The organism is Paenibacillus sp. AK121, assembly GCF_019042715.1.
In the GTDB taxonomy this organism is placed as follows: Bacteria; Bacillota; Bacilli; order Paenibacillales; family Paenibacillaceae; genus Paenibacillus; species Paenibacillus polymyxa_C.
In genome coordinates this window covers 76,615-101,614 of the sequence record NZ_JAHPJM010000004.1, presented here as the reverse complement: position 1 = coordinate 101,614, position 25,000 = coordinate 76,615, and the positions used below count along the sequence as shown (strand labels likewise).

At 45.3% G+C, this 25,000-nt stretch carries 20 protein-coding genes and 1 riboswitch; of the genes, 10 read left to right on the top strand and 10 right to left on the bottom strand.

The features are described 5' to 3' along the window. Positions 1 to 134 precede the first annotated feature (134 nt). From KSP24_RS09215 to KSP24_RS09205, 3 genes are read left to right on the top strand one after another with little or no spacing between them, the layout of a single operon-like run. Complete coding sequence (locus KSP24_RS09215; RefSeq protein WP_216974966.1) at positions 135 to 719, top strand: TetR/AcrR family transcriptional regulator; 585 nt, start codon at positions 135 to 137, stop codon at positions 717 to 719. 24 nt (positions 720 to 743) lie between these two features. Continuing rightward, on the top strand, positions 744 to 2,108 hold the full coding sequence (locus tag KSP24_RS09210) for an HlyD family secretion protein (RefSeq protein WP_058710868.1): 1,365 nt from the start codon (positions 744 to 746) through the stop codon (positions 2,106 to 2,108). Position 2,109: 1 nt separating this feature from the next. Next, on the top strand, positions 2,110 to 3,333 hold the full coding sequence (locus KSP24_RS09205; protein WP_013369903.1) for an ABC transporter permease: 1,224 nt from the start codon (positions 2,110 to 2,112) through the stop codon (positions 3,331 to 3,333). 84 nt (positions 3,334 to 3,417) lie between these two features. Here KSP24_RS09205 and KSP24_RS09200 read toward each other — a convergent pair whose 3' ends face one another. Both KSP24_RS09200 and KSP24_RS09195 read right to left on the bottom strand, forming a co-directional pair. Beyond that, the gene (locus KSP24_RS09200; protein ID WP_254207706.1) at positions 3,418 to 6,012 is read right to left on the bottom strand and encodes a glycine betaine ABC transporter substrate-binding protein; all 2,595 of its coding nucleotides are present in this window, start codon (positions 6,010 to 6,012) and stop codon (positions 3,418 to 3,420) included. Then, positions 5,987 to 7,210 (bottom strand): quaternary amine ABC transporter ATP-binding protein, encoded by a 1,224-nt coding sequence (locus KSP24_RS09195; RefSeq protein WP_014599546.1) that lies wholly within the window; start codon positions 7,208 to 7,210, stop codon positions 5,987 to 5,989. The genes KSP24_RS09200 and KSP24_RS09195 overlap by 26 nt, the downstream gene beginning before the upstream one ends. Before the next feature lie 515 nt (positions 7,211 to 7,725). Between KSP24_RS09195 and KSP24_RS09190 the strand changes: the two genes are divergently transcribed. Both KSP24_RS09190 and KSP24_RS09185 read left to right on the top strand, forming a co-directional pair. Further along, positions 7,726 to 8,289, top strand: coding sequence for a GbsR/MarR family transcriptional regulator (locus KSP24_RS09190; RefSeq protein WP_013369906.1), 564 nt, complete (start codon positions 7,726 to 7,728; stop codon positions 8,287 to 8,289). A gap of 152 nt (positions 8,290 to 8,441) precedes the next feature. Beyond that, positions 8,442 to 9,923 (top strand): carboxylesterase/lipase family protein, encoded by a 1,482-nt coding sequence (locus tag KSP24_RS09185; protein ID WP_216974964.1) that lies wholly within the window; start codon positions 8,442 to 8,444, stop codon positions 9,921 to 9,923. 163 nt (positions 9,924 to 10,086) lie between these two features. On the opposite strand, the gene KSP24_RS09180 is transcribed toward KSP24_RS09185, so the two are convergent. The 6 genes from KSP24_RS09180 to KSP24_RS09155 all read right to left on the bottom strand — a co-directional run bounded on the left by KSP24_RS09180 (position 10,087) and on the right by KSP24_RS09155 (position 17,106). Continuing rightward, positions 10,087 to 12,117: a methyl-accepting chemotaxis protein gene (locus tag KSP24_RS09180; protein WP_216974963.1), complete on the bottom strand. Its 2,031-nt coding sequence runs from the start codon at positions 12,115 to 12,117 to the stop codon at positions 10,087 to 10,089. A 236-nt stretch (positions 12,118 to 12,353) separates the two neighbouring features. Then, positions 12,354 to 13,301 carry a DMT family transporter gene (locus KSP24_RS09175; RefSeq protein WP_064962348.1) on the bottom strand — a complete coding sequence of 316 codons (948 nt, stop codon included), beginning with the start codon at positions 13,299 to 13,301 and terminating at the stop codon, positions 12,354 to 12,356. A gap of 170 nt (positions 13,302 to 13,471) precedes the next feature. Further along, positions 13,472 to 13,616, bottom strand: a riboswitch (FMN riboswitch). Between the two features lie 125 nt (positions 13,617 to 13,741). Next, positions 13,742 to 14,434 carry an ABC transporter permease gene (locus KSP24_RS09170; RefSeq protein WP_216974962.1) on the bottom strand — a complete coding sequence of 231 codons (693 nt, stop codon included), beginning with the start codon at positions 14,432 to 14,434 and terminating at the stop codon, positions 13,742 to 13,744. Then, positions 14,427 to 15,350, bottom strand: coding sequence for an ABC transporter ATP-binding protein (locus tag KSP24_RS09165; RefSeq protein ID WP_216974961.1), 924 nt, complete (start codon positions 15,348 to 15,350; stop codon positions 14,427 to 14,429). Before KSP24_RS09165 ends, KSP24_RS09170 begins: the two co-directional genes overlap by 8 nt. 102 nt (positions 15,351 to 15,452) lie before the next feature. Continuing rightward, the gene (locus KSP24_RS09160; protein WP_129548884.1) at positions 15,453 to 16,397 is read right to left on the bottom strand and encodes a sensor histidine kinase; all 945 of its coding nucleotides are present in this window, start codon (positions 16,395 to 16,397) and stop codon (positions 15,453 to 15,455) included. A 1-nt stretch (position 16,398) separates the two neighbouring features. Continuing rightward, a complete protein-coding gene (locus KSP24_RS09155; RefSeq protein ID WP_216974960.1) occupies positions 16,399 to 17,106 on the bottom strand; it encodes a response regulator transcription factor in 708 nt (235 codons plus the stop codon). Between the two features lie 1,040 nt (positions 17,107 to 18,146). On the opposite strand from KSP24_RS09155, the gene KSP24_RS09150 reads away from it, so the two are divergent. The 5 genes from KSP24_RS09150 to KSP24_RS09130 all read left to right on the top strand — a co-directional run bounded on the left by KSP24_RS09150 (position 18,147) and on the right by KSP24_RS09130 (position 22,067). Further along, on the top strand, positions 18,147 to 18,452 hold the full coding sequence (locus KSP24_RS09150; RefSeq protein ID WP_216974959.1) for a hypothetical protein: 306 nt from the start codon (positions 18,147 to 18,149) through the stop codon (positions 18,450 to 18,452). A 146-nt stretch (positions 18,453 to 18,598) separates the two neighbouring features. Further along, positions 18,599 to 18,856 carry a matrixin family metalloprotease gene (locus tag KSP24_RS25620; RefSeq protein WP_155742191.1) on the top strand — a complete coding sequence of 86 codons (258 nt, stop codon included), beginning with the start codon at positions 18,599 to 18,601 and terminating at the stop codon, positions 18,854 to 18,856. Positions 18,857 to 18,973: 117 nt separating this feature from the next. After that, positions 18,974 to 19,198 carry a hypothetical protein gene (locus tag KSP24_RS09140; protein ID WP_216974958.1) on the top strand — a complete coding sequence of 75 codons (225 nt, stop codon included), beginning with the start codon at positions 18,974 to 18,976 and terminating at the stop codon, positions 19,196 to 19,198. Positions 19,199 to 19,678: 480 nt separating this feature from the next. Beyond that, on the top strand, positions 19,679 to 20,182 hold the full coding sequence (locus KSP24_RS09135; protein WP_013369916.1) for a DUF6933 domain-containing protein: 504 nt from the start codon (positions 19,679 to 19,681) through the stop codon (positions 20,180 to 20,182). A 253-nt stretch (positions 20,183 to 20,435) separates the two neighbouring features. After that, positions 20,436 to 22,067 (top strand): formate--tetrahydrofolate ligase, encoded by a 1,632-nt coding sequence (locus KSP24_RS09130; protein ID WP_216974957.1) that lies wholly within the window; start codon positions 20,436 to 20,438, stop codon positions 22,065 to 22,067. Between the two features lie 31 nt (positions 22,068 to 22,098). On the opposite strand, the gene KSP24_RS09125 is transcribed toward KSP24_RS09130, so the two are convergent. Both KSP24_RS09125 and KSP24_RS09120 read right to left on the bottom strand, forming a co-directional pair. Continuing rightward, positions 22,099 to 23,820 (bottom strand): helix-turn-helix domain-containing protein, encoded by a 1,722-nt coding sequence (locus KSP24_RS09125; protein ID WP_216974956.1) that lies wholly within the window; start codon positions 23,818 to 23,820, stop codon positions 22,099 to 22,101. Positions 23,821 to 23,932: 112 nt separating this feature from the next. Further along, complete coding sequence (locus KSP24_RS09120) at positions 23,933 to 24,928, bottom strand: ABC transporter substrate-binding protein (protein WP_216974955.1); 996 nt, start codon at positions 24,926 to 24,928, stop codon at positions 23,933 to 23,935. Positions 24,929 to 25,000: the final 72 nt, after the last annotated feature.

The following is a 25,000-nucleotide window of genomic DNA, read 5'->3' as shown; positions in this document are numbered from 1 at the left end:
TTTAGAATGATCGTTTAGACGAAGTGTCTAAAATAGTCATTTTTACACATTTCCTATTGCTGGATAACTGAAAATGGGCTTATAATAAATACATAATTTTTGTACTGGACGGTCAGTTCAAAAAAGGAGGAAGCATGAAACAGCAAACGAAGGAAATTATTTTTAACGGCGCACTCAAGGCTTTTTCCGAACGAGGTTTTAATGAAACAAATATGGAGGAAATTGCCAAGGTATGTGGCATAGCCAAAGGAACCCTGTACTACAATTTTAAAAACAAGCAAGAATTGTACATTTACATTTTGAAGATGGGGATGGAGCGTTTTGTCCAGGATATCCATGAAGCGATGGCTCAAATTCCTATGGATCAGGTAGAAGTGAGGGTTCGCAAGCTGATCCAAGTACATATTGAGTTCATTGGGAGAGAGCCGGATTTTTGCCGTCTACTGGTCAGTAAGGGATGGGTCTCACAGGAACAGCATTTTAATATTAGGCAGGTGCTGGCAGACTATTTTGATTTTATGGAGGCAGAGATTGATTCCGGCAAGTTCTATGGGAAAATTTCGAGTAAGCTGGATGCAAAAACGACTGCAAATTGTTTATTCGGCATTTACATTTTTACTCCGATGCGGTCGATGGTATGGGGCGAAACGATGAATCCGCAGGAAGTTCGCGAAAGTATCGAAGTATTTGTATGTAACGCGCTGGGTATGCAACATTAAATAGACAAGTGGAGTGATGAGAACATGAAAGCTAAAAAATATGCGATTTATATCGTACTCATTATTTTAATCGCTGTAGGAATCTATGCTTTAACTGCCTTTCCACGAGGGAGCAGCAGCCTGTCCGCAGATGAGTCTTCTTCAATCCCGACGGCTTATGTAGAATCAGATACGCTCAATGCCAGCTTTAAGATGGCAGGACGTATTGATCAGATGCTGGTGAATGAGGGCGACAAGGTAAAAAAAGGGCAAGTGCTAGCCCATTTGGAAAGCCGTGAGCTGGAAGATAAGGTGAAGCAAGCACAGGCTGCATTGCTGGCAGCCAAGAGCAATGTGTCCAAAGCGAAAGCCAGCGTATTGCAGGCTCAAGCAGGAGTAGGTCAGGCGCAGGCTACCGTGAGCGCCGCTCAGGCCAAGAAGAGCCAAGGCACGACAGCGGTCAGTGTGACTGCTGAGGCTTCCTCCAGCCAGATTGAACAGGCCAAAGCAGCTTCTAACGCCGCCAAAGCAAAACTGGATGCCCTCAAGAGCGGGGCAAGACCACAGGAGCTTGAGCAATTGCAAGCATCTGTGAAGGTAGCTAAGGAAACGCTGGACCTGACCGTTAAAAATCTGGAGCGTGCCAAAAAGCTTCAAGAAGCCGGTGCAGCAACTCAGGCCTCGTTGGATCAAGCGACATTGGAACATCAACAGGCAGTGGCCAAGTATAATGCAGAGTCGCAAAAATTGGATATGGCACGGGAGGGAAGCCGTAAGGAGGAAATTACGGCAGCTGAAGCTCAATACCGTCAAGCCTTGGCTGCAGTGAAGGAAGCACAGGCAGGAGCAGGCAAAGTTGCTGTGCAACAGGAAGATGTCAAAGCTGCTCAGGCTTCAGTAGAGCAAGCGCAATCCGCTGTGAAGGCGGCGCAATCGACGGTAGAGCAGGCACAATCTGCGGTTGAAGGTGCCAATGCACAGGTAGCCCAAGCGGAAGCTGCACTTCAGGAGGCTCAGACCTATTTGAGCTATACTACGCTGCGTGCGTCTGAGGATGGGATCATAAAATCCAAGTCGCTTAGCTTGGGTGAGATGGCTAGCGCAGGATTCCCGGTTTATACCATTGAAACATCCACACAGCGTTGGGCTAAATTCTATGTACCGGAAACGTCTCTGAACGGTCTTCAAGCAGGGGATACAGTTCAAATTAAATTACTGTCAGGTGGCAAGGAGCTGAAGGGTAAAGTCATTCTGTTAGAATCGGCTGCGGACTTTGCCATTCAAAAACCGAGCCAAAGTTCTGGTGATAAGGATGTCCGTTCCTTTGGTGTGAAGGTAGCATTACCGGATCTTGCGGCTTCGGTTCCAACAGGCTCCACGGTTCTGTTTACAGGCAAAGGGGCGCAGTAATATGCAGGATTCACAGGAAAGACTTCGTATCCGCGATGTGTTTCGCGAGGAATGGCTGAGTATCTTCCGGGACCGCCGTTTTATGGCTATTCTGCTGATTACGCCAATAGTGTATACGATACTATTCGGCTTCCTGTATTCGCATCAGCGGATTACCGAGATGCCTGTCACAGTGTATGACGGAGATAATTCGCAGCTTAGTCGCCAGATCATTCAGGCGTTCGATGCGACTGATTCATTTGCCGTTACACGGCAAGTGACCAATCAGGATGATGTAGTCCGCCAGGTGGAGACTGGGGAAGCTAAGGTCGGAATTGTCATTCCCGACAACTTTACCACTCGGCTTAAGCATGGGGAAAATCCACCTGTGCTTACGCTGATTGACGGCAGTAATATGATGTATTCCAATAGTGCCAGTCGGATTGCCAATCAGGTCATTAGTAGCGTGAGCGCGGGAGTATCGCTTAATTCCATGAAGCAAAAAGGGATGAACGCCGATCAGGCTGCCTCGACGCTGACTACCATCCCGTTTCGATCCAGAGTGCTATTTAACCCGGTATATGATTATAAGCTTTTCATGCCGTTGGGGGTTATTTCTGCGGCTCTCCAGCAGTGTTTGCTGCTAGGTATTGCGTTGTCTTGCACGCGGGATAAGGAAGCAGGGACTTGGGGAAGATTTGGCGCATGGAAAAATACCCCTTGGCGCTTGGCTATTGCCAAGCTGGCACCCTATTATGCGGCGGGAGCTTTCAATGTGCTGACTGTATTCAGTATTAGCGCTCTATGCTTCGATATTCCGTTTAGGGGACAGGTACTACCATTGATTTTGGTGTCGTTGGTCTTTAACTTTGCTTTGTGTGGATTAGGGTTCCTGTTCAGTCTCTTTTCCAAGACCAGAGTGGATGCGACACAAACTCTGATGCTCATTGCTGTTCCTTCCTTTATGCTGTCAGGCTATACGTGGCCATTGGAAGCAATGCCCGGCTTCTTGCGAGGACTTGCTGAAATATTGCCATTAACGTATTATTTGGACGCTGTACGGAACATTACTCTCAAGGGCCTGGATATCACCTACATCTTTAAGGATTTGATTGCTCTGGGCGTCATTGGTTGTGTGAGTCTGCTGGTGGCCTTCGTGATCTATCCGTTATTCTTTAGGCAGCATCAGACGACAGCACAGCATGCCGATATGCCCGTACAAGAAGGATTTACACTTAAAGGCTGAGAGCAATTTTAATCAAAAAGGCAGATCAGGAGTAACCCTGATCTGCCTTTTATTTATTAGTATAATTTAAAAGTGAAAGAAGTATTATTGCGTTTTAAGATCCTCAATAGAATCAATCGGTACATAGGATGGAACGACAAGTCCGGACATAACGCCAGTCATGCTGGTTCCGATGTCATCTACTTTATCCTTATATTGAGCCCAATAATCAGCATGCGTCAATGGAAGCCAGGCGGCTGCAGTAGCATCTACACTTCCGCCAGCCACGCCTGTCCACATAGGACCGATTTCCACTTGCAGCGCTGTTACTTTATAGCCCAATTTTTGTTCTAATACATATTTCAATACGTTCGTACTGGCAATTTCAGAATCCCAAGCAGCGTAGCTCAGCTTCAGGGGATCGCCGTTGACGGGCTGCAAGCCCTTGATCCATTCCTGTACCTTATCAGGATGCTTATCAGCCCAGTTCTTGGCAGCCTGCTGTGGGGGAGTACCATCTTGAATTGCGATCATCACTTCACCCATATCATCAGCAGTCCACTTGAAACGGCTTAGAAATTCATAAGCCACAGGAGCATCCTGTTTCAAGCCTTTGCGGGCAATGGTATGAATTTCTTCTTTATCACCGTATGCTTTTTTAGGGTCTTTCAAGTATTTCAAATCATACTTGTTAAACATCCAGTGAGGAGTCCAACCAGTTACAACGATAGGCTGCTTGGCTTTGATAGCTTTATCCAGTGTAGCGGTCATAGCAGCTCCAGAGCTTTCAAGCAGTTTCCAGTCAGACAATCCATAGTCACTGATAGCTTTAGCAGTCAGCTTCATCAGTCCGGCGCCAGGGTCGGTACCGACAATACGGTAGCCGACCTCCTTGCCAAAGTCCCCAGTAGCGGCGGAAGCCGGAGCCGCTTCGGCTCCGTTCCCCTGCAATTCAGTAATTGATTTAACATTCATGTAAGCTGGAACGACCAACCCGGTTTTAACACCAGTCATATTCGCACCTAGGTCGTCGAGCTTATCTTTGTATTTAGTCCAGTAATCCGCATGCGTTAACGGCAGCCATGCAGCCGGTGAGGCATCTACATCACCACTAGCGACACCCGTCCACATAGGACCTGCTTCAACTTGCAGTGCGGTTACTTTATAACCCAATTTGTTTTCCATTATATATTTCAGCAAATTCGTACTCGCAATTTCCGAATCCCAAGCTACATAGCTTAGCTTAAAGGTATCGCCATTGACAGTTTGCAGTCCTTGAGTCCATTCCTGAACCTTGTCGGCATGTTTCTCTGCCCAATCCTTGGCAGCTTGCTCTGGACTGGTTCCGCCTTGGATAGCAACCATCATTTCACCCATATCTTCCGCTGTCCATTTGAAACGTTTTAGAAACTCATAAGCAGTAGGAGCATCCTGCTGCAAACCTTTGCGGGCAATCGTATGAATACCCTCAGCTTCACCATAAGACTTTTTAGGGTCTTCCAAATATTTGAGATCATACTTGTTGAACATCCAGTGAGGAGTCCAACCGGTAATAATGATCGGTTTTTTCGCTTTGATGGCTTTGTCCAGTGTGGCTGTCATGGCCGCACCAGAACCCTCGACTAGCTTCCAATCAGACAAATTGTAGTCTTGAATTGCTTTAGCCGTCGACTTCATAATGCCTGCCCCGGCATCAATACCGATAATTCTATAATCAACCTCTGCACCAATCGGATTGGCAGCAGCACTACCTTTACCAGCAGCGGAATGATCAGTTCCAACAAAATATTGAGATGCGCCAGCGATCAGAATAACTGCTGTAACTGCTGAGGTGATCCATACCTTTTGCTTGCTGGATACACGACTTTTGCTTTTTTTCGTCGGTTTAAACAGGTTTTGTGTAAAGCGGTCAAGCACAATAGCTAGAACGACTACAGCCAAGCCGGCTTCAAAACCTTTACCAATTTGCAGCTGGGTCACAGCACGATACACAACTGCACCGATGCCTTCCGCACCGATCATCGAAGCAATAACAACCATGGACAGTGACAGCATAATCGTCTGATTAATACCAGCCATTAAGGTAGGCAATGCCAGTGGCAGCTGTACTTTAAACAGCTTTTGCGCTGATGTTGAACCAAATGCATCAGAGGCTTCAACCAGCTCATCCGATACTTGCATAATCCCCAAGTTGGTCATGCGAATGGTTGGGGGGATCGCGAAGATAACTGATGCGATAACACCTGGTACAACACCCAGGCTGAAAAAGGTAACCGCCGGGAGCAAGTACACGAACGCAGGCATCGTCTGCATAAAATCAAGTAAAGGCGTGATAATGCGTGATGCTGATTTACTGTATGCACACCAGATTCCGATCGGAATCCCGATAACAATGGATACAAGCGCAGACGTGATGACTAGTCCGAGCGTATTCATCGTTTCACTCCAATAGCCGAGATTATCAATCAGCAGGAAGCCGATGACAGTAAACAGTGTAAGCTGCACCCGGCCAATCATAAAGGCAATAATTCCGATGATCACGATGAACACCAGAGGGTGCGGAAGCATAAACAAGCCAGAGAAAAAGCCTACTACGGCTTCAATAACCGAAGAAATAACATTAAACAATCCAGCCAGATGAATACCCATCCAGTCTACAATGGATTGAATCCACTCAGCGATTGGCAGTTTCGGTATCATGGGCATTCACCTCCTTTGTAGTAGGTACATCTCCACTTAGTGCACCCAGTAAAGCTCCACGGACGATAACGCCCAGCAACTTCTGCTTGTCATCGACGACAGCCAGTGGCACCTTGGACGAGCTTGTAATTTCAAACAAATCATTAATGACAGTTTCAGCAGTCACCTGCGGTCCGTCAGTGATTAAAATATCTTCAATCTTCAGATTGTTGCGCAGAGCATGAACAGCATCCTCGGCATTAATAACACCCAGTAGCTTTTTGGTGCGATCAATGACGAATAGATTGGAAATCCCACGCTCCCGCATCAATTCCAGAGCTACACGCGGACCGCGGTCCATAGTGATGGTTTCTGGACGAAGCATGACATGAGCAGCCGTCAATACTTTGGACAGATCCACATCCTCGACGAAGCGAGCTACATAAGAGTTAGCTGGTTGGATCATAATTTCTTCCGGTGTACCAATTTGTACGACCACTCCGTCCCGCATCAATGCAATCCGGTCACCAATCCGCAGCGCTTCATCCAGATCATGGGTGATAAAGACAATTGTTTTCTTCATTTTATCTTGAAGCTCCAGCAGCTCATCTTGCATGTCACGGCGAATGAGAGGATCCAATGCGCTGAATGCTTCATCCATCAGGAGAACTTCAGGGTCATTCGCGAGTGCCCGTGCCAGACCGACACGCTGCTGCATACCGCCACTTAACTCATCGGGCATCTTATCGCCCCAGTTTTTAAGACCAACCAGTTCCAGCGCTTGTTGTGCCTTTTCCTGGCGTTGTGCTTTATCTACCTTTTGAATTTCAAGACCGTATTCTACATTTTCCAATACAGTCCGATGTGGGAACAGGGCGAACTTTTGAAAAACCATACTGATGGTTTTACGACGAACTTCGCGGAGTTGTTCTTTGTTCATCTTACGGAGATCTTTGCCGTGGACCAGAATTTCACCGGAGGTAGGCTCAATCAAGCGATTTAGCATTCGCACCAAAGTGGACTTGCCGCTACCTGATAACCCCATAATTACGAAAATTTCACCTTGCTTAATTTCCATGTTGGCCTTATTAACACCAACAGTAATCTGTTTTTCTTTGGCCAGCTTTTCCTTGCCCCAGCCTTGCTCCAGGAGCGGAACACCTTGCTCTGCGTGAGGACCAAAGAGTTTGCTGACATTTTTGACTTCCAAAATCGTCATACATACACCTCTTCTTTCTATACTTTGCTTGGTATTAACCCCATGTTGCATGATGGATTGAGTATAAAAATCATAATTCTGTACATCCTGAACGGTTAATGACAAAATTAATTGTAACAGAAGCATTGCTTACATTTCAAACAAAAAAACTGTTCGTAAAGTACGTACAGAAAAAACTGTACAAACTTTTCTTCGATATGCTCCTTCGTTCTTTAGAATGCTCAAACATTCGGAACTTTACAACCGATAGTGCTTTTTTTAAAATAGACAATGAAATATGACCATAAGAAAAAGATTTATGTATATCCATAATTTTAAAAGTTTACTATCATTAGCAATTTTGCGAATTATGATTTTGAACGATCATGCTGTTGTAATATAGACAGAAGCTTTGCTTTTGAAACATTTCATTCAGTATTTGAAAGATTTCATATATTGCGTCAAAGCTAATCCTTTACGGGTAAGTCGTTCATACTAGGTTGTGCAAAATGCTCTAAAATTAGGAGGTTGCAAGCATGAGCTTGTACCAGTTAGGTGATGAGCAGCAGGCATCGCTGCAAAAAATTCGCAAACGTGTCATAGAAGCTATAGGTAAAAACATGGACCTATATGGGATCACTCTGTCCGCGGGGCATTTGTACGGTTTGCTTTTTTTTGCGGATAAACCGATGACGCTGGATGAGATGGGCCGTGAAATGGAAATGAGCAAAACGAGCATGAGTACAGGAGTTCGAACGTTGTTGGATCTGAAAATGGTGAACAAGGTATGGAGCAAGGGCTCACGCAAGGACTTGTATGAAGTCGAGTATGATTGGTATCAAACATTTACTGACTTCTTCGCTATTAAATGGAGAAAAGCAGTAGAAACAAATTTACTCGTACTGCGCAAAGCCATTGATGAACTGGACAAATTGATGGCGCAGGGTGAAGAATACGAGGAATTTAAGGCGATTCTACAGCAAGACCGTATGAAAATGAAGCAGGCTGTGGCTTATTACAAGTGGCTAGACCGATTGATTGATTCAATGGAAAGCGAAGAAATTTACAAGCTGATTCCGAAAGAAGAGGTTCGGGACTAATCACGATCCGCCCATCCTGTTTACAAAATGCCGGAGCGCAAAAGCGCTTCCGGTATTTTTTGGTTTGGTCCTGCACAAAGGGTATAATAGAGATATGTAAAGATTGATATTATACCGTTATGTTAAACATACGAGATAAAGGAGGGTTCATGATGGAGAGTGTTACAGTACATACTCGTTTAGGTCAATTACGTGGGGAAACAAGGAATGGATATCATGTGTGGAAAGGTGTTCCATATGCACAGCCTCCTGTTGGAAAACTACGTTTTCATGGGCCACAGCCTTTGGAGCCGTGGGAGGGTGTACGGACTGCGACGAGTTTCGGACCCATCTGTCCGCAACCCATGCCCTCCGCTGAAAGTATGACTGGAAATCTGGTGGAACCGCCAGAGCAGTCCGAGGATTGCTTGTACCTGAACATTTGGACACCAGCTTCGAAGGCTCCTGAGAAGGGACGTCCGGTGATGGTGTGGATTCATGGTGGTGCCTTTGTCACTGGATCTGGGATTATACCTTTATATGACGGGGAACACATGGCGAAGAATGGCGATGTTGTTGTAGTTACGGTCAATTATCGGTTAGGGCCGTTAGGATTTTTGCATTTGACTCCAAAGGGAAATGGGCTGACCTCAAATGCCGGACTGTTGGATCAAATCGCTGCACTGAAATGGGTTAGGGATCATATTTCTGCCTTTGGCGGCAACCCGGATGAAGTAACGGTGTTCGGTGAATCGGCAGGCGCGATGAGTATTGCCGCTTTATTGGCGATGCCAGCCGCTGAGGGGCTGTTCCAGCGTGCAATTTTGCAGAGCGGGGCATCGCAGGTGTTGCCAACTGCACAGGCCGAGCAAGTGGCGGCTGTGTATTTACAGCAACTGGGTGTAGACACTCAGCATCCTGAGCGATTGTTTACGTTGCCGACAGATGCGTTGATGCTCGCTATGGCAAAAACACATGAAGTCATCGGACCAGGGATGGCGATGATTTATCAACCCGTTGTAGACGGGGTGACCTTGCCGGATGTACCCCTGTCTGCAATCGCCCAAGGCTCAGCCAAACAGGTATCTGTTATGATTGGAACGAACTTGCATGAGGGGAACTATTTCATCCGCAAAGAATCCCATCTAATGAACAAGCCAACAGCACGTCAGGCATTAGAAATGATGACAGGCATGTCCGACATTGGCGACCTGATAGAGCCTTTTCCAGTTACCATTGAGGAACAGGCGCAAATGTTGACCGATCTCTTTTTTTGGCGTCCCGCGCTGGCTCTTGCCGCTGCACAGTCGGCGTATGCATCGGTATGGATGTATCGTTTTGATTGGACCCTGCCGGGACATCCAACTTTCGGACAAGCGGTTCACGGTGCAGAGATTGCTTTTGTTTTCGACAATCTGGAGCTGCTAGGCAAGCTTGGATTAGAGATTCAGCCTTCGATGCAGAAGCTCGCTCATGATATGCAGCAGGCATGGATTGCTTTTGCACGTGATGGGGAGCCTATGCTGCCTGAGACGGCATGGCCGATGTACGACAAGCAACAGCGAGCTACAGCCATTTTTCATCAGAATATTATGGTGGAACATGATCCAGAAGGGGATAGACGCCGCCAACTAACGGGGCAGATGAGCATATAGGTAAATACGAGACATTGTCTAAAGGAACCAACGAAAAAGCCTTCGCCCGTATTTTGTATGCGGACGAAGGCTTTGTTAGTCAGGATTTTGAAAAATCCTCTAGTAATTAGATGTACTGCTGCCCATCTTACTAGCATGAAACTGCAACGATGCAATGTGTAGGTTAAATCTTAAATCGCTTAACCAGCTCTTGCAGATCCTGTGCCATGTTGGACAACTCTTGTGAGGAAGATGCGATTTCCTCCATGGCTGCCATTTGCTCTTGAGCGGCAGCGGAGGTTGTCTGCGAACTGTCCGCCGAATTGCGTGATAGGCTTGCCAAATGGGTAACAGTGGCGGAAACTTCCTCTGTACTGGCTGAGATTTGTTCAGCAGCAGCGGATACACTTTGAATTTGTTCCACAATGTGAGAAGTTGAGCGTTCAATATTCGCAAATGCACCTTCTGCATCTTGGCTAATTCGTAATCCTTCACCCACCTGATTACGAACATTGCCATTCATCGTGGCGGTAGAGCGTTGAATCAAATCGAGCATCTGCGTAATGATCTGACTGATGGAATCAGCGCTTTCCTTGGACTGTTCCGACAGTTTGCGTACCTCTATAGCGACTACGGCAAAGCCACGCCCAGCTTCGCCTGCTCTGGAGGCTTCAATAGATGCGTTCAGGGACAACAAATTAGTTTGCTTGGCAATGGCAGCTATAGCCGCATTCATTTGCTTCGCATCGTCCGAGAGTTGGGATAGCTCATCCATCAGACTAGCCGTTTGGCTTACAGCTTCCAGAATGCGGTCCATCTGTGTCCGCACATGGCTAATCATTTGACTGCCTTGAGCTACGTCTTGCTCGGTTTGTCCTGCTGAATCCACGATGGAGCTTGCCGATTCGGCAATCGTGCTGACACCCTTCGCCATTTCTTCAACGGCATTGGCAGTTTGCTCGGATGCCTCGGCGCTGGTTGCTGCATTTTCTGCGGATTCCATAACCGTTTCCGCTACGTGTTGTACGGATTCCGTCGTTTGTTCTGTGCTTTCCTTGATTACCAGAGAAGAGGAAGCAAGCCGTGAGGACGTTTGGTTGACCTCGGAGACCATCGTATGCAAGGAATGTGTCATCTGGTCAAAATTCTGTGCCAGCTCGCCGAACTCGTCCTTTCTAGATATATTAACACGTTCGGTCAGATTTCCATCACGGACGATCCGTGTTCCTGCTTGCAGCTTCTTGAGAGGGATCAGGAATGAGCGGATCATTAGCACTATGATGATCGCAGCGGCCAGTATGGAAATAACAATTACAATCAGGCTTTGCCTCAGAATCGGTTGGGCTGCATCACTATAATCCTCCAGATCCGATAATGCAACAATATTCCATCCAGTGAGAGGGTCCTTAAGTGTAAAGGCCAGCACATCCCGATTCATAAATTTAATTTGCGACACGGAAGGAGTATCATTTTCTCCGGTTGCCGCCACTTTGGGAAGTCCCTCCATAGTGTCAGCCGGTTTTTTGCCAGTCTTGTCAAAGGCTGTTCCAGCTCCAGATACAACCTTATGATCAGAATCAACAATGATGAGTCCTCCGCGTTCGCCTATCTTAACAGACTGCAGACTGTCCCCCATCTTGTCCAGATTCAAAGCCAATGCAACAGCCCCTTCACCGTTCTTCAGCGTTGCCGATACATTAACTACTAGGTTCCCTGTCGTAACGCTGGCAACTGGAACACCGACAAATATGTTGCCCTTATGTAGCATCGCATTTTTGTACCATTTTCTCTCCCTAGGATCATAATCAGCCTCCTTTTTTAGCGGAGAACGGATATATTCTCCTTTCGCATTGCCAAGGAGCGCGGCATCTAACTCAGGATGAGCTTTGACGATGTCATCCAATTTTTTCTGAAGGGCTTCTTGATCGGAACCAATGGAATCAGCCTGGATTTCACTGGTAAGGACGTCCACGTCCTTCATGATCGGGGATACATACTGATTGACATTGCTTTGGATCAGATACAGATTCGTGTATACGGAATTAGCCATTTGCTGACTGAGCTGTGTCGTAGCCCCCTGATAAGAAAAGTATCCAATAAGTAAGCTCGGAATCAATAACACAGCCAAAAAAGAAATGATTAATTTTGTCCTCATTAAATAAAATTGCTTGAGAAACCTGTTCCACCACGGAACTGTTTGTTTTTCTTTAGTCATGTTTTTTCTCCTCTGTGTCTGATGGTCACTACATTGTTTTATTCGACAGAAATCGACTGATTTTATAGATGTAATCTTAAAAAATGATGAATCAAGGCATGTTTTAGGTACATTTTTTAAAAAATAGTTCTTAAGGGCTAATCACGGTATGAATATGCATACATAAAAAGCCAAATCAGAGATGCAAAAGCACCTTCATGATTTGGCTTGAGGTGAGTATAAAGCAAATGGATCTGTTAATTTTTTTGCTGACGAGAAATCATAAAGAGTGTAACCCAGATAAGCATAAAACCAGTTAATTGCGCTACGGTAACGATTTGTTGGAAAGCGATCCAGTTAATCACAACACCTACCATAGGAAAGCTCAATTCTGCCATCGTAGCATAAGAAGCTTTGGTTGTACTTAAGCCTTTGTAATACAGTAATAAGCTGAGAAGACCCGGAAGCAATGCCTGCAGCAGCAAGTTGATAATTACAGCTGCGCCCGCCCATGTACCTGTAGGCATATTCCACGGAGCATGCTCCACAGAGGTGAGAACAATGAGCAGAGGGAGCGCCACCATGAAGCGAAGGGAGGTTACCGTTTCATATTTCATCGAACGGAGCAAGTAGCTGCCCATAACGGTCGAACCGCCCCACAGAATCGCTGCACCCAGTGCAAGCAGACTACCAACTTGAACAAAATCATGAACATGTCCAAAGGGAAGCGACCAACCGAAGGTCAGAAGATACGTCCCGAACAGAGCGATGACAATTAATATTCCAAAATGACGCGGTAACATTTCCTTCAATATCACGCGGGCCAGAATAATAGCAACCAAAGGTTGAAGCTTCTGAAGTAAAAGTACGGCATTCAGATCACCGTTGCTGAGTGCCATGGTGAAAATCACACTGGCCAGTGCCGAGCCACCCCATGAGACAAACAAAATAGCGAAAACCTGACGAAATCGTATCGTTTTAAGCTCCTCGCGATGCTTCCACAGCATCGGCGTCAGAGCGATAAAGAGCAGTACATGCTCCATCAGTACGATTTGTGCTGAGGTAAATGATTTTAACAAAATAATACGAAACAGCGGGTCTGCGCCCCACAAGGCCGCTCCAATTGCGACTAGCCAAAAACCGCTTTTCATGTGGGAGCTACGATCAAAATCCTTGGATGTTAGTACAGTTGATGATTGACTCATACTTATTTAGCTCCTTGCGAATACAGGACCGGTGGCACAAAAACCCCCGTCCATGGCGAAGGCCATGCAAGACGGGGGTTGATCAAATAAACTTGCCGTTTGATGCAAGTTAAATGAAGTCACTGCACAACCATAATGCAGTATTCATCGACTTTGCGGCATGTTCATATTTCGATCTTCTTCCATCCGGACTTTACCGTCGGCTTTGGCATCTCACCAAATCAGTCCGTATCTTGTTGCCAGATACAGAGTCGCGGGCTTAGCTCCATGAGCCATACCGCCGGTTAGGAATCTCACCCTACCCCGAAGATCCTTATTCCGTTTTTTAATTTCTCCTATAGGATATACCTGTTTTGGAATGAAGTCCAGTGAAAAATGTGTGTATATCAAGCAAGGATTTTCATTTTTTTATGAAAGCGTTCTATGTTTAATCCTGATTACTAGGCAATATCCTTATACTCAATGCGCCGAATGGCCGCATAAGCCACAAGCATTCCCAGTACAGAGAAGCTGATTTGCACGGGGGCAATGGAGCTAAGGGTAGCACCGTTATTATTGGAGAAAAGCAATGCTACAATCAGAATCGAGGTCACAATGGTCGTGGGTACAGAGTATCTTCGCATTCCCATATACAGCGGAACCAATCCCATAAAACTGGCGGCAACGGCATTGATTAGCGTACGTGCCGATTGGTCGGCTAGTATGGAAAGAGTAAGCTTATCCGGTACAATTATGACAAACTGGTTGAGCAAATGAATCGCAGCCGTAATGATGATTTCCGATATTACAATAGATAAAAACGTAAACATCAGTACAATCAAGAGCTTGGCGATCATTAGCTTTTGACGATGAATCGGATACATGAACAAGATTGTAATCGATTTGGATTTAAATTCTCCTACGATAAAACGGCACAGTAGAACGGAGGCAAATACAATAAACGTTGCTCTCACCATATTGTCCATAAGATCGAGAAGCTGAGCGTACTGTGTAAATTCGGGTACTCCTTCAATGTGGCTGTCCAGCCCAATAGTACTAAGTAACCCTAGAATACAGGCGTTGGCGATCAGCGCTGAACGGATATAACCCGCCAGATGAAGCTTTTTCATCTCCAACTGTATCAATTTAAGCATGGTGATCCCCTCCATGTAACAGACGTAAAAAGTAGTCTTCCAGCGTACTGCTCTTCTGATGAATGGAATCGACCTCTACATCATTTAAAATGAGCGTTTTCGTAATTTGCTTCTGCGGTACACTAGTATCGTAAATACGTATACTCTGTTCATTAAGCACCTTTATATTATTCAGACTCAGATGGTGGGAGAGGATGTAGGCTGCTTTTTTGCAATCGTTGGTCGTAAATTCGATATATTCCGTATTGGTATCCCGTACCTGTTCCATCGAAACTTCCTCAATCAGCCGTCCGTGATTAATCACGCCTATTGTATCCGCAATCTGCTCAATTTCCGCTAATAAATGACTGGACACGAGCAGCGTCATCCCATATTCCTTGCATAGCATATGGAATAACTGCCGAATTTCCTTGATTCCCACTGGGTCCAGACCGTTAATCGGTTCATCTAAAATGAGTAGCTCCGGCTTGGTCGCAATGGCTCGGGCAATCCCGAGACGCTGCTTCATTCCTAGTGAAAAGTCTTTTACCGGCTTGTCATCTGCATTCCGCAAGTTCACTAATTCCAGTGCATCCCGGACAGCCTGCTTATTATAATAGCCCATGTATTCACAATGAAGTTCGAGATTTTGCTGAGCTGTCAGCCTTTCATAAAAAATCGGATATTCAATAATCGAACCCATCCGTCCGAGCAGATGATAAGACTGTGGCGTTAGCTTTTCACCGAACAGTTCAATCTCGCCCGATGTTGGCTTGAGCAGGTTGGTAATCATTTTCATCACCGTCGTCTTGCCCGCTCCATTGGGACCGAGAAAGCCATAGGTTTCCCCCTTGCGCACATTCATACTGACCCCTGCTACAATTTCATTGCCCTTCATGGCTTTGGTCAGCTGATGTGTACGTAATATGTAAGTCATGGGTGTTCTCCCTTCGTGTGCTGTTGATAATTCAAGAATAAAGGGCGAAATGTTCATTTTTCTTTCGTAATCCTTACAAATTTATTAAGTTGAGCAGCTCGCTTAATAGTTGATCTTCTTCAAGGTAAAAGAGAAGACGGTCTGCTCATAAGGCTTGCTGGTCAATTGCATCTCTCCATTCATGCATTCAACCAGGCGCTTGGCAATCGTAAGACCCAGTCCACTGCCCTGTACCGCCTTATTACGGGAATCCTCAAGTGTGTACATGCGTTCAAAAACCTTATCCTGCTCCGGCTCCTGTATGCCTTTTCCACGATCCCACACCTCTATACGCACCGTATCCTGCTGTTCTGACAGCGTCAGGCCTAGCGTTCGACCCTCTGCCCCGTAGCGAATGGCATTCGAAATCAGATTGCTCAGCACCCGCCCAATGGCTCCTTCGTTCCCCAAGGTATGTATAGGATGCTCCGGGATATCAATATGTACCGTAAAACCCTGAGCCGTCAGCAGATCATAAAACTCCAAAATGCTGCGTCTGCATAGTTCTCCTATCTCCAGTCGGGTCAGTTGAATGTCAGTATCGTTAGCTTCCAGCTTCGCCAAACTAAAAAAACTTCCGATCATCTCAATTGCTTCGCTTGTCTTTTGATGAATTCTGGATAGCAGCTTTATACGTTCTTCTGGCGAAATATCTGGATCGTCATCCAGCATCTCGGCATATCCAAGCACAACGGTAAGCGGGGTCTTGAGATCGTGAGAAATATTTGAAATCATTTTTCGCATAGCGATTTGGCTTCGGTTGTAATCGGCTGATACCCTCAAATTTAAGTCTAGTAGCCGGTTGATTTCCGTCATGAGTCGCTGCAGTTCCACGTCACCTGTAACATATAGCAGCTTTTCCGCATGATTCACGGTCACGATCCGCTCAAGTAGGGTTCGGACATTCTTGATTTTACGCTTATGGGCTACACGTTCCCGCCAAAGCCATAGGATAACGACGGACATTATGAGGATGACAATCCATTCAAAAATAGTTTCGATGATCATATCAGCCATTCTCCCATTTGTAGCCGATGCCCCACAGCGTTTTAATATGGACAGGGTGAGAGGGATCTTCTTCAATTTTTTCACGTAGGCGGCGAATATGGACGTTAATCACATTCTCATCACCCATATAATCGTCTTTCCAAATAAACCCGTATAATTGAGCTTTCGTAAATACTCGGTTCGGATTGGATGCAAACAGCTTCAGAATATCGGATTCTTTGGCTGTTAGCTGAATTTCATTTCCATCGCGTGTGACAGTAAAGTGATCAAAATCAATGCGCAAATTTCCATAGGTCAAAACTTGTGCTTGCGGCTGTTCCTCCTGCTGTTGCAGACGGGCATATGTAGTCGATCTGCGGATCGCGGACTGAATACGAGCCGTCATTTCGAGCATTGAAAAAGGTTTGGCAACATAATCGTCTGCCCCGAAGCCCAGTCCAAGCGCTTTATCCACATCGCTGTCCTTAGCCGACATAATCAAAATCGGCACGGCACTACGGGTACGAATTTGTCGGATCACCTCCATACCATCGACCTTCGGCATCATCAGATCCACGAGTACCAGGTCGTAAGTGTGACGTTCAAAGGCATTAAGCCCTTCTTCCCCGTCAGAGGCGGTGGTTAAATTGTAGCCCTCCTTGGTGAGTGCTTTAAGCAGCATTTCAGCAATAGATAGATCGTCTTCAATAAGTAAAATATGCTGTGGCATAGGTGTGGAACACCCCTAATTTTTAGATTAGCTCGTGTGGCGAACTGTATCTGAATTATATAGAGTGGTGGAGGGGATTTCCATAAAAAATATCCAACGAATTTGAATAGGGGAATTTTTGGAGGAGCGTTAAAGGCTGTTTGTTTCCAAGCTCTCCAACATGATGAAAAGTTGAAAAACCTAAAATAGTTATCCTGTGTCCATCATCTTGTTTGGAGGCTAGCTATATTTCTTGAAAAATCAGCTGTACCATGGTAAGCGTCCTACTTTTGTAACAATTTTATAAGAGATTGTTTTCTGCTTTGGATTGCTGATAGCTAAAGAGATTCTGAATAGCTTTACTTCTATTGAAACATTGGATCAAACCAATGCTTAATTGATGGTATTTAGCTAAGTCAATTATATGTAAACAGTTTCTTCCTGATACTTGGGATAGGGTTCGTAACACAATCTGCGTGGATCGCAGATAGCCTCTTTTATTAGGGCGTGTATGCAAAACCTATTTCATCCAAATCCTTATTTGAAATGAACGCCCACAAAAGGCATTTATTCCATTTGAGCGAGGTGTTATACTTATTTCAGGAGGACCGTGCTGGTAACACGGCTCTCGGGCAGTCGCTTTAAATAAAGGCGGCGGCTTCAAGGTGGGCTTTATGGGGCAGACCGCATCCTTTGACCTGGGGCGGTCTGTTTCTCAAATTATAAACATTTACTTATACATATACGATTACATTTACGTATACGTAAATGTAACTTTTAAGCAAGCAAATAGACGGACGACTAAGACCGTTACCTTTTGAACGAGTATTGGAATTATTACTTATTATGAGACAGTCACCACGTCCAGTTAAGTCACCGTTAAATTTTCTTCGAAGAGCTATCCAAGAAGGTTGGAGTCCTGAAACAATGCCAGAAAAGGTTGATCGACACATGGAGTATGTGGAAGAGAATTATTATATTCGTAAGGGTTACACGATTGACCAAGCTCGGGAAATAGTCCAAAGGAATAGACGATAGCTTAGAATAGGAGAGTGTTAGGAATGGATATGAAGGATCAAATGAAAACGGAAAAAGAACAAAATGGACAAGCTACAAAAAAGGGCATGACGTTGGAAAACGTTTGGTTTGCTTCTAAGGAACACGGATTATACCCATATCATATCAATCACGATTTAAGACAGAGTGATTATTTTTATAATAAAAATTATACTCAATTTCACGAGCATGATTTTCAATCTATTGTGTTAAGAGTTTCAGAGGAACCAGAAGCATTTTACTTAACAGAATATGATAAGAAATATTATTCCACGCAAGAACTTGAAGTGATAGAGAAAATCAGTAAATAAAATGCTGTTTTTGTAAGGAGAAAAAACGTTAGGTTAAAATCGTATCCACCGCCCCCTTTTATACATTCTGCCGATCCGGCAGGGTACGAGAGGGCCTATGAAGACCTTCCTATGTAGGAAGGTCTTTCGGTTTTTTGCATGGTCCTATGATTCTGCTAACTCGCAGCCCAATTCAATCAAGTTCTTGTTTTCAGAATCTTTCTGCTCAGTCCAATAATGTTAGTTGTTATTCTTCTCAGAAGGCACAATCAGTAGCTGCTCATGAGCTAGGACATGTCTTAGGACTAGATGAAGACTTTAGTAAATGCTTGATGTATCCAACTACACCACAATGCTATGATAATTGGGGAATTTACACTCCACAGCCTAGCGAAGATGTGTTTGGTATTAATGATCTTTATTAATAAGGAACAGAATCAGAAGAAAATATTGTTATTACCCAATTAGGAATAAAAACAGACAATATTGTTGAAAAAACAGACAATCCCTACCTTAAGCAAGGCGATGAACTCGTTTTATTTTTGAAAAAGGGACAAGATCCTAAATTTAATCCAATTTACTTTGTGGCTGGTGAATATCAAGGTAAATTTGACATTAAAAACGGAAACGTTTATGCGGTCAATCAGGCGTTAAAAGAACAAGCTAGTCTTAATAGTATTGACGCAGAAAACAATCCATATATTGATGGGCAAAAACTAAGTACATTTAAAGAAAATATTAAAAGTATAGTTAGTAGGCAAGAATAAAAAACTCTATTTAAACCGCAATACATTTGTGAATAATTAGAAAAGGTTTTGGCCTAAATTGTAAAAAGCTGACTTCTTACCCCGTGAAGTCAGCTTTTTAATACAGATTTTCTTATGATTTTGGCTTGAAGCAGTTAATCTGCTGACATGTGACCTAACTCTACTACATTCTTTTCTCAGTTAGAATTAACTATTCTTTTTTAGATAAAAGTGGAAACCTTGTAGAGGCAAGGCTTTCTCCAAAGTTACTATTAATATTCTCAACCTGAAGGCACTCAAGTAGATTTTTTTCTCCATCCCCAGCGTAAGATGTAATTAAGCTACTGGAAATTCACCGCCTTCCTATATCATACTGAAATAGTCTATAATCCGATGTTTGGAATACGGAGTTATAATATCCAGGGTATGCCTGATGTGAGAGACTAGGTATGCCAGATCACGAGCTACGGTACAGGACCGTCAATAAAAAGGAGAGCAATGATGTTTGTTATACGGGGAACAGAAAAACTGCTGAAGGAATGGGAGACTGAACCACTTCAAGTTGATATTTATCCGCCTTTGAATAGTTGGCATGCCAGATTGTTCTTACTAAATCGCAGAAAAAATATTGTGTTTATGCATGATATTTCCCGCTTAAGCGTCACGCTGTTTGGAATTAAAAAATCGCAGTACAAAAATCTGCCAGCTCTTTTTGTACAAACCTTGAAGGAATTAATGATCAGCGAAGGGTTTGATGAACAGATCGTTAAGGCATACATACAGGAAGGCGAGCAGATGCTGGCGACTACGACGAACAGACATAGTGTGATGGTAACCTTAGATGAGATTATATTTATTATGAAGGAACTGGATATGGAGCATGGATGCGAGCTGGAAAAGAATCAATGGAATAACCGAATTGTGTTCAAAACGGATCAATACAAGTACCCGATTGATGTTTTTAAGGAACTGCTAGAAAAGCATTATAAAGTAGAGAGTAGTTGAGCGTTTACATATGGATGGTTTGTAGTCCCAAGCTGTCCTGACTTTTAGAGGATTTATGCTGATTAGGACATGCCAAAAGAGTATCCTCAAAGTTCATGCGGGCAGGGGATGCCTTTTTTTATAACTCACAGGATAGCAACGCTTGCGATGAAATGAATCATAGCGCAATAAACGGTACACTTTGGTAGAATGAAATGATAAAGGGTTTGACACCATTGTTCAGACTTATAAAACGGGGGGTACATAACGAAGGATGAAGAGGATTATTGATGTTGCCAAAGAAGCAGGAATTGAAGAAGAGCATCTGGAGACGTATGGCAAATATAAAGCGAAGCTGAATCCATCTCTATGGGAGCAGTTAAAGGATCGCCCGAATGGAAAGCTGGTGCTGGTTACGGCGATGAATCCCACTCCGGCTGGAGAAGGAAAAACACTGACAACCATCGGGCTGGCACAGGCCCTAAATACGATGGGGCATAAAACCGTTGCTGCACTGCGTGAGCCGTCTCTTGGGCCTTGCTTTGGGATGAAAGGGGGAGCAACCGGGGGAGGACAGGCCCAGATTGTTCCGGCGGAAGACATTAATCTGCATTTTACAGGGGATATCCATGCCATTTCAGCTGCGCATAATTTGCTGTCAGCGATGATTGATAACCATTTGTTCCATGGAAATGCTTTGCGGCTGAAGCCAGACCGAATTGTGTGGAAACGGACTGTCGATATGAATGACCGGAGCTTGCGAAGTATTGTGACTGGATTGGGAACGGGGAATGGAGCGGTAAGAGAAAGCGGCTTTCTGATCACCTCGGCCTCCGAAGTCATGGCGGTACTATGCTTAAGTGAAAATATGGACGATCTTAAAGTACGATTGGGTCGGATGGTAATTGGCTATAACGAAGCCGGTGAGGCGGTAACAGCAGAGGAGCTGCACGCGGTGGAAGCTATGGCTGTGCTGCTTCGGGAAGCATTAAAGCCTAATCTGGTGCAGACATTGGAGGGCACTCCGGTTATTGTGCATGGTGGACCTTTTGCTAATATTGCCCATGGATGTAGCAGTCTGATGGGGACAAAGCTGGCGTTGAAGCTGGGAGAGGTCGTCGTCACAGAGGCGGGATTTGGGGCTGAGCTGGGAGCGGAAAAGTTTTTTGACATCAAGTGCCGCCAGTCCGGATTGCAGCCGGATGCGGCTGTGCTGGTTGTAACCGCCAAAGCGCTGAAATATAACGGCGGTGTAGCTAAACATGAGCTGGATGCGGAAAATCTGGAGCAATTGCAACTCGGATTAGCCAATATGAGCCGACATGTATGGAATTTGCAAAAGTTTGGTGTGCCTGTACTGGTGGCGATTAACCATTTTGTAACAGACAGCGAAGCCGAGTTGGATTTGATTTTCTCGGAATGCCGCAAGCTGGGTGTACCCGCAGAGCTTTCACAAGTATGGGCGCAGGGAAGCCAAGGGGGAGAAAAATTGGCCCAAAGCCTGCTGAACTTACTTCAGGAGGACAAAGCACATTTTGCACCGCTATATGATCATACGCTTGATTTGCAAGCGAAAATTAGTGTCATTGCCAAGGAGCTTTACGGTGCGGCAGAGGTGGCTTACACGCCTGCGGCCAAACGGGCGTTGGCGGGTATGGAGCAGCTTGGTTTTGGACAACTGCCTGTATGCATGGCCAAAACGCCGTATTCTTTCTCAGATCAACCTTCCTTGCTAGGTGCGCCAGAGGGGTTCACCATTCACGTGTCCAGCGTATCATTGTCTGCAGGCGCAGGCTTTGTAGTCGTGGAAACAGGTAATACCATGACGATGCCAGGACTGCCCAAATCTCCAGCAGCTGAGCATATGTCGCTGGAGGCAGATGGGAGTATTCAAGGACTCATGTAGCATTTTTAGAAAAAATAGCAGCATTTCAGTATCAATGAATGAGCAGTTTGGGCAGTGCAGTGAGCAGCTTTTGCCGAGTCATGGCATCACTCCAGTTCCAGCGGTCTGCTTCTACGAAATATACCCGGCCTTGACATACAGCAGGGAGGCTGAGCCAGAGAGGGCTGTTGAGCATGCATTCCAGCGCATGCTTGGAGTCTGGTACTGTAGGGACGAGCATAAAAATGCGGTCTCCGGCGTAATCAGGCAATTCATTCGGATCAATTTCTGCGAAGCCTAGTCCCTCGTCAAGCACCTTACGAATTGGCTCTGCGGGTTGGAAGCCGTGCGGGTGGTAAAGGGACGATGAGAATCCGGACATGCCCATGACAAAGAGCCGATCGCCATGATCGAAAATAAAGACAGAGGCGGTTTCTCCGGCTGTGATATGCGCACTGAGTTGGTTCCACATTGCCAGATTACGAGCGGCAAAGGTAGCTAACCAGCGTTCGGCCTCTCGTTCCTTACCGAGCCAGGCGCCAAGTGTACGCAGCCGTTCCTCCAGGGCGGCAAAGGAGTTAAAGGTGACGGTGGGCGCGATGCTTGCAACGCGCTCATATTCCTGTTCATCCGAGTTGGCAATGATAATCAGATCAGGATCAAGAGCGCTGGTCAAGTGGGTATCTAGCGGAAGTCCTACATCAGTCACGTTCCCAAGACGATGTTTATAGACGCTGTATTCACTAAGCCGCAGACTTCCGCCGATGGCTTTGGCTCCTAACGCGAGCAGATCGCCCATCGTTTCTCCATGATAGATGATACGGCTCGCTTGGCGCGGGATATGAATTTGGTGGCCTGTCCAATCCTTAACGCACACAGAACCGGGAGCGGAAAGCGCATATTGACCAGGGGGAACCCCGGTCATTTGTCTAAAACGCCGATTAAAATAATATTCGTCAGAGAAACCCACCTGACGGGCAATTTCACGTAAAGGCCGTTTGCATTCCAGCAGCAGCCGCTTGGCATGAGTCAAGCGCAGCTCAGTGAGGTAATGCAGCGGCTTTTTGCCCGTTATTTTGCGAAACAACTGGGAGTATTGCCATATGGAAACGTTCGCCTGTTCGGCAAGCTGCTTGACGGTAATGGGCTTTTCGTAGTGTTTTTCCATATATGCAAGGGTACTTTCCACCGATGCGGGCAATGTCGGATTAAAGTCATCGCTATGCTTAATAGGGACGTGGGCTTCCTGCCACAGCAAGAGCAGCTCTTGAAACATGATTTGCTGACGCAATGCAGAGGTTTGGCTATGCGGCTGTATTGTTTGTTGGGTGCTATAAAATAGCTCTTCAGCCAACTGAATAGGCTTGGAGGAAGAGGAAACGACGTATTCACGCGGTTCTGGCAGGACGGAGCCAAGATAAATGGATGGCATGCCCGTTGCGTTTTCAGCCAAGGTCATGTCTGATTGTGCCTCCAACGACATAGCAATGACTCTGAACGTGATTTTGTAGTATTCAGAAACAGTTCCCTCCAAGGGAGCGATTCGATAGGATTCCCCAGGAGTTAACCAATACCCATGACCTGAATGGAATACATATTGTTCTTGACCAATATCCACCTTTCCAGCCCCGCCGATGAACATAAGCAGACAGTGATCTGAACTTGGACGAGATGTTAGTCCATCACTGGACTCACTAGCCAACACAATTTCCTTAAAATGAAAAAGCAGTGAGTTGAGCGGGGGTGCATTTACAGACGAAGAAGGCTGATTCACGGTGTAATACTCCTTTTATTGAGAATGGTTATCATATATGCATAATAAGTATACCTCCTTTAGGTTCAACAAAAAAGAAGCCTATCAACAAGGGCGATAGGCTTCTCCAATCTTATTTTATGAGCTTGGGCAATTCCTCCAGCAGCCATTCTCGAGTAGAAGCATCACTTTCGGTTTTGCCAATGTCCTGCATGTACACATGTCCCTGCTTGACAGCAGGGAGCTGAAGCCACAGCTTGCTTTTCATTAATTGTTCGGTGGATTGCTGGGCTTCTGAACTTGGAGTGCTTAGTATGAAAATCCGATCTCCAGCGTATTGTCCGATTACTTCCTGTGATAATTGCACGAATCCTTTGTCCTCATCCAGTGCTTTCTGAATAAGGGGAGTAGGCTTGAGACCATTTTTTTCATACAGTATTTGCGACAAGCCTGTCCGTGCCATGACGAACAGACGGTCACCGGGATAGTAGGTAAAGACCGAAGCTGTTTCACCCGGTTTTACACCTTTCGCCTGAAGTTTGCTCCACATCTCTGCTTCCTTGATTTTATATTGGGCAAGCCAGTCTTCAGCAGTCTTTTTCTTGTTCACAATGTCTCCGAGATGTACCAAACGCTCGTTTAATGGAGCAAAGGTATCGAACATAATTGTAGGTGCAATTTTTGATAACGCTGCGTATTGTTTTTCGTCCGTATCGGCGGTGATGATTAGGTCTGGTTGTAGAGCCAATGTTTTTTCTAAATCAATGGGAAATCCTAGGTCCGATACATTCTGAACTTTTTTTTCATATATCTTTCCCTCGATCATAGAAGTCGATGTACCAACAGCCTGTACGCCTAAAACCAATAGATCCCCATAGTTTTCTCCGAAGTAAGCAATGCGCCCAGGAGTCGTGGGAATGTCTACTGTATGTCCCTTATAGTCTGTGTAGGCGCGAGTTGTGGCTGCTTCCGATGTTTTTGTTGATGCTGCTGTGTTGCTGTTTGCAGTCTGATTGTTGTCTGATGCGCCGCACCCCAGCAGCAATGCCCCCATAAGAGAGAATAGATAGATCAGAGAAGTGTATTGTCGAGTAGGTTTTTTGTTAATCGTAGAGTTCTTGTTGATCATAGCAACCTCCGTATAATTGAATGATTCATAATATTGCAAATGAGAATTATTATCACAAAAGCAATGATAAGC